The 15,569-nt window shown below is 47.4% G+C and carries 17 protein-coding genes and 1 other annotated feature; all 17 genes read right to left on the bottom strand.

Annotated features, from left to right (window positions below; genetic code table 11):
• Nucleotides 1-20 precede the first annotated feature (20 nt).
• Nucleotides 21-1,325 carry a uracil permease PyrP gene (gene pyrP, locus MHI30_RS08480; RefSeq protein WP_075752920.1) on the bottom strand — a complete coding sequence of 435 codons (1,305 nt, stop codon included), beginning with the start codon at nucleotides 1,323-1,325 and terminating at the stop codon, nucleotides 21-23.
• Between the two features lie 195 nt (nucleotides 1,326-1,520).
• Nucleotides 1,521-2,069 carry a bifunctional pyr operon transcriptional regulator/uracil phosphoribosyltransferase PyrR gene (pyrR, locus tag MHI30_RS08475; protein WP_020451324.1) on the bottom strand — a complete coding sequence of 183 codons (549 nt, stop codon included), beginning with the start codon at nucleotides 2,067-2,069 and terminating at the stop codon, nucleotides 1,521-1,523.
• Between the two features lie 176 nt (nucleotides 2,070-2,245).
• Nucleotides 2,246-3,160 carry an RluA family pseudouridine synthase gene (locus MHI30_RS08470; RefSeq protein WP_075752922.1) on the bottom strand — a complete coding sequence of 305 codons (915 nt, stop codon included), beginning with the start codon at nucleotides 3,158-3,160 and terminating at the stop codon, nucleotides 2,246-2,248.
• 1 nt (nucleotide 3,161) lies between these two features.
• Nucleotides 3,162-3,701 carry a signal peptidase II gene (gene lspA / locus MHI30_RS08465; RefSeq protein ID WP_223254792.1) on the bottom strand — a complete coding sequence of 180 codons (540 nt, stop codon included), beginning with the start codon at nucleotides 3,699-3,701 and terminating at the stop codon, nucleotides 3,162-3,164.
• A 44-nt stretch (nucleotides 3,702-3,745) separates the two neighbouring features.
• A complete protein-coding gene (locus tag MHI30_RS08460; protein WP_075752924.1) occupies nucleotides 3,746-4,111 on the bottom strand; it encodes a hypothetical protein in 366 nt (121 codons plus the stop codon).
• A 275-nt stretch (nucleotides 4,112-4,386) separates the two neighbouring features.
• A complete protein-coding gene (gene ileS, locus MHI30_RS08455; RefSeq protein ID WP_075752926.1) occupies nucleotides 4,387-7,155 on the bottom strand; it encodes an isoleucine--tRNA ligase in 2,769 nt (922 codons plus the stop codon).
• Nucleotides 7,156-7,206: 51 nt separating this feature from the next.
• Nucleotides 7,207-7,436, bottom strand: a binding site (T-box leader).
• Between the two features lie 62 nt (nucleotides 7,437-7,498).
• A complete protein-coding gene (locus MHI30_RS08450; protein WP_020451319.1) occupies nucleotides 7,499-7,993 on the bottom strand; it encodes a DivIVA domain-containing protein in 495 nt (164 codons plus the stop codon).
• Nucleotides 7,994-8,089: 96 nt separating this feature from the next.
• Nucleotides 8,090-8,866 carry an RNA-binding protein gene (locus MHI30_RS08445; protein ID WP_075752928.1) on the bottom strand — a complete coding sequence of 259 codons (777 nt, stop codon included), beginning with the start codon at nucleotides 8,864-8,866 and terminating at the stop codon, nucleotides 8,090-8,092.
• 134 nt (nucleotides 8,867-9,000) lie between these two features.
• Entirely contained in the window at nucleotides 9,001-9,267 is a 267-nt protein-coding gene (locus MHI30_RS08440) for a YggT family protein (protein ID WP_252606919.1), read from the bottom strand.
• A 10-nt stretch (nucleotides 9,268-9,277) separates the two neighbouring features.
• Nucleotides 9,278-9,730: a cell division protein SepF gene (gene sepF / locus MHI30_RS08435; protein WP_003181594.1), complete on the bottom strand. Its 453-nt coding sequence runs from the start codon at nucleotides 9,728-9,730 to the stop codon at nucleotides 9,278-9,280.
• Entirely contained in the window at nucleotides 9,727-10,422 is a 696-nt protein-coding gene (locus tag MHI30_RS08430) for a YggS family pyridoxal phosphate-dependent enzyme (protein WP_075752932.1), read from the bottom strand. The genes sepF and MHI30_RS08430 overlap by 4 nt, the downstream gene beginning before the upstream one ends.
• 7 nt (nucleotides 10,423-10,429) lie before the next feature.
• Nucleotides 10,430-11,269, bottom strand: a complete 840-nt coding sequence (gene pgeF, locus MHI30_RS08425) for a peptidoglycan editing factor PgeF (RefSeq protein ID WP_075753452.1) — start codon at nucleotides 11,267-11,269, stop codon at nucleotides 10,430-10,432.
• A gap of 223 nt (nucleotides 11,270-11,492) precedes the next feature.
• The gene (locus MHI30_RS08420; protein WP_011197962.1) at nucleotides 11,493-11,726 is read right to left on the bottom strand and encodes a YlmC/YmxH family sporulation protein; all 234 of its coding nucleotides are present in this window, start codon (nucleotides 11,724-11,726) and stop codon (nucleotides 11,493-11,495) included.
• A gap of 84 nt (nucleotides 11,727-11,810) precedes the next feature.
• A complete protein-coding gene (locus tag MHI30_RS08415; RefSeq protein ID WP_081379900.1) occupies nucleotides 11,811-12,698 on the bottom strand; it encodes a putative RNA methyltransferase in 888 nt (295 codons plus the stop codon).
• Nucleotides 12,699-12,962: 264 nt separating this feature from the next.
• On the bottom strand, nucleotides 12,963-13,760 hold the full coding sequence (locus tag MHI30_RS08410) for an ABC transporter ATP-binding protein (RefSeq protein WP_075752934.1): 798 nt from the start codon (nucleotides 13,758-13,760) through the stop codon (nucleotides 12,963-12,965).
• Between the two features lie 133 nt (nucleotides 13,761-13,893).
• On the bottom strand, nucleotides 13,894-14,673 hold the full coding sequence (sigG, locus tag MHI30_RS08405) for an RNA polymerase sporulation sigma factor SigG (RefSeq protein ID WP_075752936.1): 780 nt from the start codon (nucleotides 14,671-14,673) through the stop codon (nucleotides 13,894-13,896).
• Nucleotides 14,674-14,812: 139 nt separating this feature from the next.
• Nucleotides 14,813-15,532, bottom strand: coding sequence for an RNA polymerase sporulation sigma factor SigE (gene sigE, locus MHI30_RS08400; RefSeq protein ID WP_003181573.1), 720 nt, complete (start codon nucleotides 15,530-15,532; stop codon nucleotides 14,813-14,815).
• Nucleotides 15,533-15,569: the final 37 nt, after the last annotated feature.

The following is a 15,569-nucleotide window of genomic DNA, read 5'->3' as shown; positions in this document are numbered from 1 at the left end:
GGACTTCATTTAAAAGGTTTTTAAATATGTTCTTCTATTTCAATCCCGTCCTGATCTCCCTTTGATTCAGGCAGGACAAGGTTTAAAACCACTCCGACGATCGCTGCAAGCGCCATGCTTGACAGCTCGAACCCTGAGATTTTGATAAATGCGCCGCCCACTCCGATGACGAGAATGACGGATGAGATGATCAGGTTTCGCTTGTTTTCCAAGTCAATTTTGTTATCGATCAGCATGCGCAGTCCGCTTGATGCGATGATGCCGAACAGCAGGAAGGAAACGCCTCCCATGACTGCAGAAGGGACAGAGCTGATCAGGGCCGAAATTTTGCCGATAAACCCGAAGCACAGTGCAATGACAGCCGCTCCGCCGATGACAAATACGCTGAATACTCTTGTGATAGCGAGTACGCCGATGTTTTCTCCGTATGTCGTTGTCGGCGGTCCGCCGATGCATGATGCCAGCATCGTTGCGACGCTGTCGCCGAAAATCGAGCGGTGAAGCCCGGGCTTCTTAATGAAATCCTGACCGACGACTTTGCTTAATACCATTTGGTGGCCGATATGTTCTGACATTGTCACGAAAGCAACGGGCACCATGGCGATTCCGATTCCGACAGCCGCCGCGCTCGGTGTATAGTCGACAAACGGAAGCACGAAATCAGGAACAGCAAACCATTTGGCGTCAAGAACCATCTGGAAGTCGACAATTCCCTGGGTCAGGGCGAACAAGTATCCGCCGATAATTCCGATCAAGACCGGAATCAGGCTGAAAAACCCTCTTAAGAAAATCGCGCAGATTATGGTGAGCGCGAGTGTGAATCCTGCGACGCCAAAATGTTTTGCGCTGTAGACGAGCTCTTTTGCTCCAGAATCTTCATACATGGCCATATTGACTGCCGTGCTTGCCAGCCCGAGGCCGATGACGATAATAACCGGACCGACGACAACAGGCGGCAGGAGCCTCATCAGCCAGTCCGTTCCAAGCTGCTGGATGAGAAGGGCGATCAGCCCGTAGGCGATGCCTGCCATAAATGCGCCGATCATGGCCGCACCAGGGCCTCCGGCGGCTTTTGCCGCGATAATCGGTGCAATAAATGCAAAGGATGAACCTAAGTAAGCCGGGATCTGTCCTTTTGTAATCAAGAGATATGCAAGCGTTCCTAGCCCGCTTGTAATAAGGGCCACGCCCGGGCTTAAGCCTACAAGCTTTGGCACGAGGATCGTCGCCCCGAACATGGCAAACAGATGCTGCAGGCTGAAAGTTATCCAATTCAAAGGTTTTGGTACTTCTCTGACACCGAGGTTCACTTTTTTCTGACTCATATTTTTTCCTCCTGATGGTTGACTCACTGTCTATGATGTCTTCATATCCTGAAAAGATTGCGCCCATTAAAAAAGCCTCTTTGCTTAAATTTGCGCAAAGAGGCAGACAAAGATCCGCCGCATAGTGAGGCGGCTATCTTTCGTTCTATCCCTCTTTGCAAACTCACTGGAATGCATTTAAAAAAGGATTGTCATTCACTTTTTATAAATCGCCGCAAGGTCGCGTCCGTCAACTTCTTCCAATTGAACCATGACCTTTTCGGTTTTCGATGTCGGGATGTTTTTCCCGATATAGTCGGCTCTGATCGGCAGCTCTCTGTGGCCGCGGTCGACAAGCACCGCGAGCTGGATGGATGAAGGCCGCCCGACATCGACGAGCGCATCCATGGCCGCTCTGACCGTCCGTCCAGTGTAAAGCACGTCATCGACGACGATCACCTTTTGATCGGTGATGTCCGCCGGAATGTCCGCTCCTTTGACAAGCGGCTCTTCATTGGACGTTTTTTTGGAGAGATCATCCCTGTAAAGGGTGATGTCAAGCTCTCCTACGGTGACTTTGTTTCCTTCGATTTGCTCAATCCGTTCGGCAAGCCGTTTGGCCAGATAAATGCCTCTCGTTTTGATTCCGACTAGGATACAGTTGTTCATTCCCTTGTTTCGTTCAATCATTTCGTGGGCGATTCTTGTGAGCGCCCTTCTGATCGCCTGTTCGTCAAGCACAACAGCCTTTTCTTGTTCTTGCATGGCCAGCACCCCGTATCTTTTAAAGGATAAAACAAAAACCCCTTCTGCATAAAGGCAGAGAGGGGTCTTTAAACGAATTCATTGATTCGCTTGTCCGGTATCCTTCTCAGCCTCTCTGGACTGTGTTAAAGAATCTGATTTAACTGCATTTATTATTTCAAAAAAGAAAACGTCTGTCAACGTTTATTTCGAATTTTGTCGAGGAGATTTTTCATGTCGTCAGGCAGAGGCGCCTCAAATTCAACATATTCTCCCGTACGCGGATGGTCAAATCCCAATACGCCCGCATGCAGCACCTGGCCGTTGAAATCGACCGTCTTTTTCGGGCCGTATTTCGGATCTCCCGCCAGAGGAAAACCGATATATTTCATATGCACGCGAATTTGATGGGTTCGCCCCGTTTCAAGCTGGCATTCAACAACAGTGAAATCGTCGAACCGTTCGATCACTTCAAAATGAGTGACGGCATGCTTTCCATTTTCCCTTGTGACCGTCATACTCTGCCTGTCTTTTTTATCCCTGCCGATCGGCGCGTCGATCGTCCCGTGGTCATGCGGGATGACGCCGTGGACAAGCGCGGTGTATTTTCTCGTCACCGTTTTGTTGACAAGCTGATTCACGAGCGACTCATGCGCCATGTCGTTTTTGGCAACCATCAACAGGCCTGAAGTGTCCTTGTCAATCCGGTGGACGATGCCCGGCCTCATCACGCCGTTGATGCCTGACAGATCGTCACAATGCGCCATCAAACCGTTGACAAGCGTCCCCGTCAGATGGCCGGGAGCCGGATGAACCACCATTCCGCGCGGCTTGTTGACGACCAGGACGTCCTGATCCTCGTAATAAATATCAAGATCCATCGGTTCAGCCGTGACATCCAGCGGTTCCGGTTCGGGAACATGGACTGACACCGCATCCCCTTCCTGAACTTTATAATTGGCTTTGACCGCATTTCCGTTCACCAGCACGCGGTCTTCTTTAATCCACTGCTGCACCTGAGTCCGCGACCAATCCGCTTCAACTGCGGTCAAGTACTTGTCAATCCGTTCACCTTTATGTTCTTCATGAACGGTCATATCAAAATGCTCCATGTTACAGCTCCTTCTTCTTCTTTCCGTCTAACAGCATTTGTATAAATAAGAGCAGGACACCGACACATAAAGATGAATCGGCAATGTTGAAAATCGGATAATGATAATTGACGATCGTCACGTGTATAAAATCGACAACTTCTTGCCTGAACACGCGGTCGATAAAATTGCCGACAGCACCGCCAAGCATCAATCCGAGAGCGGTTCCGAGCAGGATTTGTCCTTTGGCATGTTTTTGAATGTAGTAAACAATGCCGATGATAACCGCCGTGGTAATGATGTAAAAAAACCACATCTGTCCGGCCAAAATGCCCCATGCCGCGCCTGTATTCCTGTGCGACGTAATTTGAAAGAAACCGTCGATGACGGGGATGCTTTCACCGTACTCCATTTTGCTGACGACCAGCCATTTTGTAAATTGATCGATACCGATAATGAGCACTGCAATTATGTAATAAGGCACAAACCGTTCCTCCAGTTTCTGTTTCTCTTCATTTAAGCATTTTAACAAGAAAAAGAAAAGGAGTAAAGGAATATTCATTGACATCCTGAAAGAGGGCAAAAGCCCTCCCCTCTTGCAGAATGTTATGAGTAGAGCGCCCGGTTGAACGTCTCATCCGTCTCAGCCCAAATAGGAAGCGTCTTTTTTTCAAACTGGGCATGATATAAAAAATCGTTCGCGGTGCGCGCCGTCGGCAGAATAGCCATTTTTTCCAGCGGAATTGCCTGATTCGTTTCTTCGCAAATGCCGTATGTTCCGTTTTCGATTTTTGAAAGGGCCAAAAGCACATCCTGAAGCTCTTCTTTGACATGATACATAAGTGTTGCCTGCTGATACGAATTGATGCCTTGAGAATCCTGCTGAAAAAAGGAGTATTCAAAAAGCCTTGCTTCCAGTTCTTCCTTCATTTGAAGAAGTTCGGTATGAATTGCCGCCAGCTGATCGTTCACGCCTACATCAACTCCTGCTCTTATCGTTTGTGACCTTAGTGTTACCGACAAAGCCGGTATCCAAGCCCAAAAGATTTTTCCTGACGTACAAAACGATGTCAGCAATGGCATCCTTTCTCCGGCCTTTCACAGGATGTGATGGCGGCAGCGTTCAGGCAGGACGCCTGGCGGTTAGCTGCCATCCTTTTTATATTCGCGAACACTTACTTAGCAGGCCTGATAGGGTTTGGCGGCATACTAAAAGCGGTTCGGAAAAACTCCGAACCGCTTCGTGGTTAATTTTGATAATACGTCTTCACAATTCCGGCACAGCGAGGGCAAAGCTCCGGATGATCGGCATCCTGGCCGATTTCTTTGGAAACCATGCGGCACCGCTCACAAGTCTCGCCTTCTGCCTGAGCAACGACGATTTTTCCTGTTTCAAATGTCTGCGCATCTTCAGGCGCTTCGGCTTCCGTTCCGCCGATGGCAAGCTCTGACACGATGAACAGCTGTTTGACGTCTTCCTTGATCGAAGAAAGCAGCGCTTTTGCTTCTTCATTTGGATACAGCGTCAAGCTCGCAACCGAAGATTTTCCGATGATCTTTTCATTACGCGCTGTTTCAAGCGCTTTAAGAACATCGTCGCGAAGCTTCATGAAGCTGTCGAACTTTTCTTCCGTCTCTTTTGCATTTGGAATGTCTCTTGTTTCCGGCATATCGGTAAGCTGCACGCTTTTTTCCGATACGAATGTGAAGTGGCTCCACATTTCGTCAGCAGTATGCGGCAGGATCGGCGCGATCAGCTTGACAAGCGCAAGCAGCGTTTCGTAAAAAACGGTCTGCATGCTGCGGCGGTCTTTATGATCGGCGTGTTCAATATAAACGACGTCTTTGGCAAAATCCATATAGAACGAGCTGAGCTCGATCGCGCAGAAGTTGTGGACAGCATGGTAGATGACCGCAAAATCGTATTCTTCATATGCTTTTTTGACTTTTTCAATAAGGCTGTTCAGTTTGATCAAAATGTACTGATCGACTTCGCGAAGTTCTTCCACAGCGATTGCATCTTTCGCCGGGTCAAAATCGGCAATGTTTCCGTGAAGGAAACGGAACGTGTTGCGGATCTTCCGGTACACTTCTGCGACTTGCTTTAAGATCGCGTCAGATACGCGGACATCTGCTTGATAGTCGACAGACGCAACCCACAGCCTTAAAATATCGGCCCCGAACTGATTCATGATTTTTGCCGGAACAACGACATTGCCGAGCGATTTGCTCATTTTGCGGCCTTCTCCGTCAAGGGCAAAACCGTGTGACAGCACACCTTTATAAGGTGCTTTACCCGTTACGGCAACGGCTGTCGAAATCGATGAGTTAAACCAGCCGCGGTATTGGTCAGAACCTTCCAGATACAAGTCCGCAGGTCTTACAAGATCATCGCGCTCTTCCAGTACGGCCTGATGTGACGAACCTGAATCAAACCAGACATCCATGATGTCCTGTTCCTTTGTGAACTTGCCGTTCGGACTTCCCGGGTGAGTAAAGCCTTCCGGAAGCAGTTCATTCGCTTCTTTTTCAAACCAAATGTTCGAACCGTGCTCCCTGAATAGTTCAGAAACGTGGTCGATCGTTTCATCCGTGATGATCGGCTCCCCGTTTTCGGCATAAAATACCGGAATCGGCACGCCCCATGCGCGCTGTCTTGAGATACACCAGTCGCCGCGGTCGCGGATCATATTGTAGAGGCGCGTTTCGCCCCATTCAGGCACCCATTTTGTTTCTTTCACCGCGTCAAGAAGCTCGTCTCTAAAGTCTTTGATAGAAGCGAACCATTGGGAGGTCGCACGGAAAATGGTCGGTTTTTTCGTTCTCCAGTCGTGCGGATAGGAGTGGGTGATGAAATCGAGCTTCAGCAAAGCGCCTTTTTCTTCGAGCTGTTCTGTAATCGGCTTGTTGGCCTGATCGTAAAACAGTCCTTCAAAACCAGGGGCTTCGCTCGTCATATGTCCTTTTTCATCAACCGGGCAAAGCACGTCAAGTCCGTATTTCTGACCGATGTTAAAGTCGTCTTCCCCGTGTCCCGGAGCAGTATGGACGCAGCCTGTACCGGCATCTGTTGTTACGTGTTCACCGAGCATGACAAGCGAATCTCTGCCGTATAAAGGATGAACCGCGACAATATGCTCCAGGTCTTTTCCTTTAACGGTTTGAACGACTTCATGATCTTCAAAGCCGATCGCTTTTGCCACGCTTTCAATCAACGCGCTTGCCATCACATAGCGCGCGCCTCCGGCAGCAACGACGCTGTACTCCAATTCAGGGTGTACGGCGATGCCGAGGTTGGCCGGGATCGTCCACGGCGTTGTCGTCCAGATGACGATTTTTTCGCCGTTTGTTAATACACCTTTTCCATCTTTTACATCAAATGCAACATAGATAGACGGCGAGCGTTTATCATGGTATTCGATTTCAGCTTCAGCCAGAGCGGATTCGCTTGAAGGGGACCAGTAAACCGGCTTCTTCCCTTTGTAAATATAGCCTTTTTTCGCCATTTCGCCGAATACTTTAATTTGCTGCGCTTCAAACTCCGGCTTAAGCGTCACGTATGGGTTTTCCCAATCTCCTCTGACACCGAGCCGCTTAAATTGCGTTTTTTGGCCTTCGATTTGCTGCCATGCATATTCTTCGCAAAGCTTGCGGAATTCGGCTACCGTCATTTCTTTGCGCTTCACTTTTTTGTTTTTCGTGAGCGCTGTTTCAATCGGCAGGCCGTGTGTATCCCAGCCCGGAACGTACGGTGCATGATAGCCGCTCATCGATCTCGAACGGACGATGAAGTCCTTCAGTACTTTGTTAAGCGCATGGCCCATATGAATATCGCCGTTCGCATACGGAGGTCCGTCATGAAGCACGAACATCGGCCGGCCTTCGGTTCGCTTCTGAACGAGGCTGTAAATGTCCATATCTTCCCATTTCCCCTGAATTTCAGGTTCACGGTTCGGCAGGTTTCCTCTCATCGGAAAATCTGTTTTCGGCATTAAGAGCGTGTCTTTATAATCCATTACCATTCCTCCAAAACATCTTTTCTAAAACAAAAAAAGCCTTTTCATCCCATAAGGGACGAGAAGGCTTTGATCTCGCGGTACCACCCTTTTAGACAAGCCGATTCGGCTTATCCGCTCAAACATCGTAACGTGATGGGACGTCCTTTCCTACTGGACGGTTCAGAAAGGAAACTTGAGGGCTGATTCACAACGATTCCAACAATCCCGGGCTTACACCGCCCCCGGGTCGCTTTTATTGTTCTCAGAAATCAATGTCTGTCCCTCTCAAACGTTTTTCACTCAATTTATGAACGTATTATATGCGAACGGATGACGATATGTCAAGAACGTAAATGAAATTCTATTCTTTTTCATCCATGACGGCGTCTACTTCGTATTCAAGCAAATGATCCCAGTCGTCGTTTTTCAACAGGTCAAGCTGCGCTTCGATCAGCATTTGGAAACGGGTTCTGAACACTTTTGACTGCTTTTTCAGCTCTTCGATTTCCATCGCGATCTTTCTCGATTTTGAAAGAGACTCATTAATGATCCGGTCAGCGTTTTTCTCAGCTTCACGGATGATGAGCTTCGCTTCTTTCTCGGAATTGCGCTTTACGTCTTCTGCTGCTTCCTGTGCGACAAGGATCGATTTATTCAACGTCTCTTCGATCGTCGAAAAATGGCCGAGACGTTCGTCAAGCTCGTTCACCTTTGATTCAAGCTCATTTTTTTTGCGCAGAATGATCTCATAATCCTTTCTCACCTGGGCCAGGAACTCGTTCACTTCATCTTCGTCATAGCCGCGGAACGCTTTTGTAAATGTTTTATTATGAATGTCATTTGGCGTCAAAGGCATGCTGCCCACCTCCATTATTTTTCTTTATGTACACTTGTCCTAGTCAACATTATAAAGCAAAATTCGACCTGGCGGAGAAAAAACTGTTAAAACGCGTCATTTTTGTTTTTCAAACGTCAATCTCCATTTGCCCTTCTTCGTTTTGCCGTCAATGTTTTTCATCCTGAAGCGGCCAAACCCCCGGATCGAAACCATATCCCCTTCCGCCAGTGCATATGAAGGGTCTTCGATGACTTTCCAGTTCACCTTCACGAGGCCATTTTTCACGAGAACCTGTGCTTTTTGCCGGGATTGCCTGCTCATTGCCGAGCAAATCGCATCAAGCCTCAAAGATGAAACCGTATCATCCCTTATTTCGACATCCTGCTCCGGTACTTTAAGCTTTGAAAGCGGAATTTTTTCAAGGGAAACTTTCACCTTGCCGATTTGTGTCAGCTGGGTGAAAACAAAATCAGCGACTTCTTCCGAACAGATAAACTGCCATGTCCCGTCCGAAAAGATCAGGTCGCCGAACTTTTGGCGCCTCAATCCGATGCCCATCATTGAGCCGAGAAGCTCGCGATGCTCGATGGAGGCGAATTTTTGCGGATAGATGACTTCCCAGCCCTGAAGCTGAAAATCTTCGGCAGACGGCTCGGCATATTCAGGGAATAGTAAAGCCCTCTTTCGTTCGGCCTCAGGGAAGCCCCCGAAAAATTCAAGCCTCACTTCGTCCGACTGACCGATGACAGATTGCAGGATCACCTGTTCCCGCGGATCCAAAAAATCGGTCAGCTTCATCCGGTACTGTTCCGCCACGATTCTTTTCCACTCAAGAGCCTGGTCGATAAACGGCTCTTCGTCTTTTCTGAAATGCTGGTAAATATCGCTCATTCTCTTTCCTTTCTATGTAAAGAGGCCTGGCCTACAGCCAAGCCCGATACTCGGCCCGCAAAGATTGAAGGCACGCTCCTGAACCACGGCGCCGCTGCCACCGGCAAGTCTTACGGGAGATCGGCATAATGTCTTTAAAAAGCGCCGAGCATTCTAAAAACCGCAAGAAGCCCTGCATCTGCGAACCGCAGGATGAAAATCGCCACAATCGGAGAAATATCAATCATCCCGAGCGGAGGAATGATCCTTCTGAACGGTTCGAGATAAGGCTCGCAAAGTGAAGCAAGCACCCGGCCGAATGAAGACTCCCTTGCATTAGGCACCCAAGACATAAAAATGTAAATAATGAGCGCAAACGAATAAACGGTTATAAGCGTGCTTAAAATTTGATAAAGTAGGATCATCTGCGATTTACCACCTCTGATGTTCTTCTTCTATGAGCTCGGAAATCGTGCCGGAGACATCGACGTTTTCAGGCGTGCATAAAAAGATGTCCGCTCCGATCCGCTGAATATCGCCGCCGAGAGCATATACAGTTCCGCTCAAGAAATCAACGATTCTTTTCGCCTGATCGTGCTGAATGCGCTGCAGGTTCACGACGACGGCGCGGCGGTTTTTGATATGGTCTGCGATTTCCTGGGCTTCCGCGTACACCCGAGGCTCACTTAACACTACTTTAGAAGATTTCTGAACGCTTTGCAAACTTACGACATTCTGCTTCCCAGCCGCTTTAGACTGGTAGGCGGTTCTGTCTTTCGATTCATGCTCTTCAGGGATTTCCTCCCTGTCTGTTTCAATGTACTCGTATTCGTATTCCTCATCATCCAAGGAAAAAAAGTTTTTAAATTTGTTTTTCAAACTCATGATTGTCCACCTCCAGTTTCATTTCCGACTAAGGAAGATCCGATTCTGACGAATGTCGCGCCTTCCTCGACTGCGATCGTATAGTCATTAGACATACCCATCGAAAGCTCGCTGCACGGGGCGTTCCATTGACCGAGCCCGCGAACCTCGTCGCGCAGCTCTCTCAGCAAGCGAAAACAGCTTCTGATTACCGTCTCGTCATCCGTAAAAGGAGCCATCGTCATTAATCCCGCAATCCGGATGTTTTCATATGCAGACAGTTTTTTTACAAAAGGAAGAACCTCTTCTTTTGCCATGCCGTGTTTTGAAGATTCAAGGGATGTGTTGACCTGAACAAAACAGTCAATCGGTTTTTTTGCCCTCTTCTGAATCTCGTCGGCCAATGAAAGCCTGTCTAAAGAATGGATATATGAGACATGATCGATGATTGCTTTTACCTTTCTCGTCTGCAGGGTTCCGATAAAATGCCATACCGGTTCGCTGTCTTTCAAAGCGTCGAGCTTGTGAAGCAGTCCGGTATCGCGGTTTTCTCCCAAATGTCTGATTCCTGCATCAAGCGCTGCCTGCGCCCGTTCCGGGGAAACATATTTCGTGACAGCGATGACGGATATTTCGTCGGGCGTTCTTCCCGCTTTGATACACGCTTCGTTGATCCTGTCATTTATATGTCGTAAATTGCTTTTTACATCCACCTGTAAGCTATACCTCCTTTAATCCGATGAAGGACATCATCCGTCCGGTTTTTCCCCGGTCTCTCCGATGGGAGAAAAACAGTGAATGCTCGCAGCTTGTACAAAGGGAACTCACCTTGATCTGGCCGTTTGGAATTCCGGCGTGTACAAGCAGCTGCCTGTTCACTTCTTTTAATTCGAGACGGTACTCCCCTTCTTTTATCGTCAAAAAGGCTTTGTCTTCTTGCTGAAGAGGAAGATTTCTGATTTTGTCTATTACATGATCGTCGACAGTGTAGCAGCACGCGCCGATCGCAGGCCCGATCACGGCGTGGATGTCTGCGGGATTTGATCCTTCCCGGCTGACCCACGTGTCAACCATGCTGGCTGCGATCCCGAGCGCGGTGCCTTTCCAGCCCGCGTGAGCGATTCCGGCCAGCGAGCGGACCGGATCGTAAAAATAAACGGGAACGCAGTCGGCAAAGCAAAGCGCCAAAAACAGGTTTGGCCTGTCTGTATAAAGTCCGTCCGTAGCCTTCAGCGCCGTATCGTATCGGAAAGCGCCGCTGGCGCGATCGCCATCCGTCACTTTTTGAATCCGGTCTTCATGCGTCTGATCGGCAAATACCCAGTCGTGCAGATCAGTTTTTAAGTTGTCGGCAATCTGTTTTCTGTTATTGATGACATGCTGTTCATGATCCTGAACGTGCAGCCCTGTATTCAGTGAGTGAAAAGGCGGTTCGCTTTCTCCGCCGTTTTTTGTCGTAAATCCGGCTGTGACGGCTCCGCCGGTTTCCGCCGTCTGATTCCATTCCTCAATCAAAAGCATTGACGGAGCATCAAGACGAAAGGGGTTATATGTATTCATGGTGATCAGCCTTTCGACAAACATCGTAGTCTTTCATCATATCGCTCCTATTTTAACACATCTTGATGCATTCGTTTAGTTTCGTTTCAAAAAACTAAACGAAATGTATTGTTTGCAACATTTATCGCCGTTTTTGCAGACGGTCTCACCGTACACAATAATGTTGAAAAAAGCAGGCGGAAAAGGGCCCGCCGATTGATCAGGCATCATCTCATATGCTTGATCAGCTTAAACGCACAAGAATCACATCTTCTCCAATTTTAACAATATTTCGCCACGGAATGACGATTTCCTCTTCTTTTCCGAAAAATCCGAAAACTTTCCCCGTTCCACCGATGACAATCGCCTGTATTTTGCCTGTCGTTACATTAATATCGATATCGCCGATGCTGCCGAGCTTTTTCCCGTTTGATACGTTAACGACATCTTTTATCTGGAAATCAGAAATGTTCATCATGTCCACCGCACGCCTCCTCTGATCAAATGTCCTTTTAAGATTATATGAAAGGCAGTCCTTTATTTAGACTGCCTTTTCAGTGGTTTATTTCGTTTTTTTCCTGCCGGCTAAAATGTCGAGATGGACGGTCGTAACAGCGGCTTCCTTCTTTAAAAAGGCATTGATCCGCTCCTTTTCCGCGCGCCATGATAATGGCGTCATCTTGATGAGCGGCGCGAGGAGGCTTTGGTCTAAACGTTTGCTGTAGGCGATCTCCGTTCTGTCGATCAGATCGAAATGAGACGAGAACCGCTCAGCAGCATCCTCGCTCGTATAGGCTTGTTTGTCCAAGGCGTCGTACAAAAATCCCCGCAGTTCTTTCAGATAGCCGCTTTTCGGAATCACTTTCAAAACGATGCCGTCATCCGATAACAGCCGCTCGAATTCCGCGTAATTAGAAGGCGACAATACATTGAGGATCGCGTCGAATGAACGATTCCGAAACGGCGCGGCAGCCAGATCGGCGACACACCAGATCGCCTCTCTTTCTTGCTTAGCCGCCGACACAATCCCGGCTTTCGCCAAATCCAGCCCGACGCCAAGGACAGGCGTTCCGGAACGCGCATGAAGCATTTCAGCGATCCGCGCCAAATGCGAACCTTCCCCGCAGCCGGCATCAAGGATGCTGACAAAGTTGCAATACGGGAGGCCTGCTTGTTCGAGACGGTCTGTCAACGCGCCGCTAAGCGGTTCAAAAAAGCCGGCGGCGGCTAACATTCTTCTCGCTTCAAATAATTCTTTATCATATTTAACAGAAGGAGCATGCGTCGTGACATTGACATATCCCTCTCTTGCGATATCAAACGTATGTCCGTTTGCACAGATCAGGCTTTTTAAATCGGTGACCGCCATATTCGCCGCACATATCGGGCACTGAAACATCGTTTCATGCCTCTTCATGAGCGATGCTCTTTTTAATTTTTTATTCATCATTTTTACACCTCATTCATTCACATTTAGATCAATGAAAAAGGCATAGACAAATAAACCCGCTCCTTCGGCATTTTTTAAAGACGAAGGTGTGGATGGTTTAAGCGTTTGTCTATACCTTTCATTATCTGTAGCGAATGAATTGAATGATCATAATGATGAACCCCTCTTTAACATGACGTTCTCTATTATCTTACCAGCTTCTTTAAGATGAGGAAAGCTGAAAAAAAAGCCTCCAAACAAGGAGGCTGCAAAGAATCAGCAGTTTTAAACGCTGAGGTTTAGAGGCTTTTTCTTGGACAAATACGGTCTGCCGTCCGTCCATACCGCCTGCACGGGCATATCGAAAAATTCGGACAAAACCTCGCCGGACATCATCTCTCTTGTCTCCCCCAAGGCAAACACTTCACCTTTTTTCAACAGCAGCGTTTGGCTGAAAGCGGGGAGAATTTCTTCTGCATGGTGAGTAACATAAAGCATGGACGGTGCACTGTCTTTTTTTGCAATTTGTTCAACCGTCTCCAGCACCTGCTCCCTCGCGATGAAATCAAGACCGGTTACTGGCTCGTCGAGAATGAGCAGCTCTGGATCGGCCATCAAGGCCCTTGAGATCAGCACTTTTTGCTTTTCTCCCTGAGAGAGCGTTTCATATCTCCTGTCCGCATAGCGGTTGGAGCCGAATTCCTCCAGGAGGGCGATCGCTTTCTCCCTGACAGACTGTGAAGGCGATTCATAAAGGCCGATCGAAGCGAAAGCGCCGCTTAAGACAATTTCAAATGCACTGTCTTCAGGATACAGCTTCTGCTGCAGAGCCGCTGACACAAGGCCGATTTTTTGGCGAAGCTTTTCGTTCAGCTCCGTTTTTCCAAATTCGCGTCCTAACACGGTGACATTTCCTGTTGTCGGAAAATAATAAGCGCACAGCATGTTCAACAGAGCGGTTTTGCCGGCCCCGTTCAATCCGTATAGCGCCCAGTGCTCCCCCTTTTCCACCGTCCAATTAATATCCTTTAATATCCACTCTCCGTTTCGTTTTAGTGAAGCATTCTCAAGCTGCAAAACCATATGAAGTCCTCCTTTTATGTAAATATTCTGATAAATTAAAATATAATTCTTTTATTATAGCTTATTTATATAACAAAGTGAATGAGAGATTTTCCATTTTTAGCATGTGAAAAGCCGCAGATTGACTGCGGCTTTAGTGAATGTTCTTATTCATTTGTTTAATGGCGGCTTTTTCCAGCCTTGAGACCTGGGCTTGGGAGATTCCGATCTCATCAGCGACTTCCATTTGCGTCTTGCCTTGGAAGAAGCGTTTTCTGAGGATCATTTTTTCCCGTTCGTTCAGCCGTCTCATGCCTTCTTTTAAGGCGAGCTCTTCGATCCATTGCGAATCCTTGTTGCGCTCATCGCTGATTTGATCCATGACATAAATCGGATCTCCTCCGTCATTGTAAATCGGCTCAAACAAAGATACGGGATCTTGAATAGCGTCAAGCGCAAAAACGATTTCTTCATGGGACACTTCAAGCTCTTTAGCGATCTCCTGAGCCGTCGGCTCCCTGCTTGTCTCACTGATCAGCCGTTCTCTCACTTGCAGCGCCTTGTACGCGATATCCCTGAGTGACCGTGAGACGCGGATCGGGTTGTTATCGCGCAAATATCTGCGGATTTCTCCGATGATCATTGGTACAGCATATGTTGAAAACTTAACATTGTGGCTCAGATCAAAATTATCAATTGATTTCATTAGTCCGATGCAGCCGACTTGGAATAAGTCATCAACATACTCTCCTCTGTTGTTAAACCTTTGAATGACGCTTAAGACAAGGCGCAAATTACCGTTAACAAGCTTTTCTCTTGCTGTCGTGTCTCCTTTATCCTGCATTTGCTTGAACAACTTTCTCATCTCTTCGTTCTTCAGTACGGGCAGTTTTGATGTATCAACCCCGCAGATTTCAACTTTATTTCTCGACACTTTTTTCCCTCCCTACAGGAGCTGCTGTACAAAGTTCAGTATCTCCTCGGGTGGGAAAAATATGCATCGTTAATTTCCAAAAATAAGAAGATCAAGTCGAAAACCCTTGGCTGTCAACACTTCAAATTTCATAAAAAAATTAAACCATTTTGTTGAATTCTTTTCGCAGCCTTTTAATAATTCTTTTTTCAAGCCGGGAAATATAGGACTGGGAGATGCCGAGCATATCGGCAACGTCTTTTTGCGTTTTTTCTTCTCCTCCGACAAGCCCGAAGCGGAGCTCCATGATCTGTTTTTCTCTGTCATTGAGCTGTTCAAGTGCTTTTTTCAAAAGCTTCTTATCAACGTTTGCTTCGATATCTTTTGTAATAATGTCGTTTTCTGTTCCGAGCACATCTGAGAGAAGAAGTTCATTTCCGTCCCAATCAATGTTCAGCGGTTCATCGAATGATACCTCTGAGCGAATTTTATTGTTTCTTCTTAAATACATCAAAATTTCATTTTCAATACATCTGGAAGCATATGTAGCCAGTTTGATTTTTTTCTCGGGATTAAAGGTATTCACCGCTTTGATAAGGCCGATCGTGCCGATGGAGATTAAATCCTCGATATTGATGCCGGTATTTTCAAATTTTCTCGCGATGTAGACGACCAGCCTGAGATTTCGTTCAATCAAAATCGCCCGTGCCGCCTGATCACCATCAGGCAGCTTATGGAGAAGCACCTGCTCTTCATCTTTTGACAATGGCGGGGGCAGCGCTTCGCTTCCGCCGATATAATAAATTTCGTCGCTTTTCAGCCCCAGTTTCATTAAAAGTTTGTACCACAGATAGGTTAACCTTAATTTTAGTTTTTTCATCTTCCTCCCCCTTCTAAATAAACGTCTTCAGGAGTAT

Origin of the sequence: Bacillus sp. FSL L8-0528 (genome assembly GCF_038593085.1) — a bacterium.
Taxonomy (GTDB): domain Bacteria; phylum Bacillota; class Bacilli; order Bacillales; family Bacillaceae; genus Bacillus; species Bacillus paralicheniformis.
Note: the sequence above shows the minus strand (reverse complement) of the source record. Positions and strands in the feature narration are given on the sequence as shown.